Here is a 1,907-nt window from a genome sequence, read left to right on the forward strand (position 1 = left end):
ACTATTAGTCCTGTTATAACTGGGTTTCTAAACCCTATTTTCATATTCGTCTCATCCCATTGTGCTATTCCACCTAATAGTGATAAAACTATGATCTGCCATAATTGTATGTGCATATCTCTTCCCCCTCATATAAAAATAATTATTACATGAATATATATCAGCAATACTCGTACCAACTTTTGTCCTAATAAAAAAACACGACATTATACTGCTTTAATATGTTTTTTGAATTTCTGTCTTAATAATTATATTGTGTCTTAAATTCTTTTATATTGTGTCAATCTAACCAATATAAAAGGGACGTAAAATTTTACGTCCCTCTTATATCTATTTCTTTATAGCTTCTAATGCTTTATAGATTGTATTCTCATTTTTTTCTAATAACTCTATACTTTCTTGCTTACCTAAACCAGATAATATCATAAATACTGCAAGCTTAACGCTCCCATCACTTTCCTTTAGATACTTTTCTGCTGTATCTCTATCTACTGATGTACATTCCATTATTATTTTTTTGCTTCTCTCTACTAATTTATTATTTTTAGCTCTAACATCAACCATATAATTTCCATAAACTTTTCCACATTTTATCATTGAAGTAGTAGAAAGCATATTTAAAACCATCTTCTGTGCTGTTCCCGCCTTTAACCTAGTAGAACCAGTTATAACTTCTGCTCCAGTAATTATTTCTATAGCAACTTGAGCAATTGAAGATATTTCAGCATTTTTTACACAGCTTACTGCAATATATGCTGCTCCTAACTCTTTTGCATATGCCAAAGCACCTTTTACATATGGAGTTCTTCCTGATGCTGATAATCCTACTAGTGCATCTTTACTACAAAATCCTATTTCTTTTAAACTACTTATAGCACCATCTTCTACATCCTCTGAACCCTCGTTAGCTCTAACTGTAGCATCATACCCTCCAGATAAAATTCCTATAACTTTTCCCTCGTCTACACCAAACGTAGGAGGACATTCACAAGCATCTAGTACGCCTAGACGCCCTGAATTACCTGCACCTATATAAATTAATCTTCCTCCACTTGATAGTTTTTCATGAATTATATCTACAGCCTTTGCTATATTATTTATTTCTTTTTTTACTGCTTCTGCAACAGTAAAATCTTCATTATTTATAAGTGTTATCATTTCAGCAGTAGATAATCTATCTATGTTTACAGTATTCTTATTTACCTTTTCTGTATCTAACTTAGTTAAATCTATAATCATAATCTTATCTCCTATTAAAATTTTTATAACTTGTTTATAATAAATCTTTTAATTTACATTCTTTATCGTCTGGTACCATTATTGCATCTATATCTACTCCTGCATTTAGAAGTTTATTAAAATAAGCTATATCAGTATCTGTAACATTAACTGACCTTTTAATAGGCTTTGTACCTTCTTTTGATGCCATGTTTCCAACATTAATTTTATTTATGTCTAATCCAGCTTCTTTTAAATCCCATATATCTTTAGGATTTTTCACTATAATTAGGACCCTTTGGCCTTCATATTTTCCTGCAAGTATATTTTTTACTGCTGTTGCCTTGTTTATTATTGAAGTTCTAACAGATGCAGGTGCAACCATTCTTAAAAGCGATTTTTGCATATCATCAACAGCTACCTCATCATTAATTACCATTATTCTGCTTATAGATAATGAATTAGTCCAAAAAGCAGCTACCTGCCCATGTATTAATCTATCGTCAATTCTTATGTGTACTATTCCCTTCATTTTTTACTTCCTCCTATTAACCTAAAATTTTCAAATTGAAAGATACTATTGATAAAATTATTAATACTATTATCACTCTAGTTGAGTTCATATTTTTTCTACCTAATAACCAATAAGTTAATCCAACTATAGCTAATGGTACTAAGGCTGGCATTAT

3 protein-coding genes are annotated in these 1,907 nt (G+C 30.4%); all 3 read right to left on the reverse strand.

Annotated elements, in window-relative coordinates; translation table 11 throughout:
* Positions 1 to 330: 330 nt before the first annotated feature.
* Genes murQ through BUB01_RS23040 form a run of 3 tightly spaced genes read right to left on the reverse strand, consistent with a single transcriptional unit; the run spans position 331 to position 1,904 of the window.
* Entirely contained in the window at positions 331 to 1,242 is a 912-nt protein-coding gene (gene murQ, locus BUB01_RS22570) for an N-acetylmuramic acid 6-phosphate etherase (protein ID WP_143152564.1), read from the reverse strand.
* A gap of 31 nt (positions 1,243 to 1,273) precedes the next feature.
* Positions 1,274 to 1,750 carry a PTS sugar transporter subunit IIB gene (locus tag BUB01_RS22575; RefSeq protein ID WP_072993978.1) on the reverse strand — a complete coding sequence of 159 codons (477 nt, stop codon included), beginning with the start codon at positions 1,748 to 1,750 and terminating at the stop codon, positions 1,274 to 1,276.
* Between the two features lie 16 nt (positions 1,751 to 1,766).
* A complete protein-coding gene (locus tag BUB01_RS23040) occupies positions 1,767 to 1,904 on the reverse strand; it encodes a PTS system mannose/fructose/sorbose family transporter subunit IID (protein ID WP_242958473.1) in 138 nt (45 codons plus the stop codon).
* Between the last annotated feature and the right edge of the window lie 3 nt (positions 1,905 to 1,907).

This window comes from Clostridium cavendishii DSM 21758 (assembly GCF_900141845.1).
GTDB lineage: Bacteria > Bacillota > Clostridia > Clostridiales > Clostridiaceae > Clostridium_AG > Clostridium_AG cavendishii.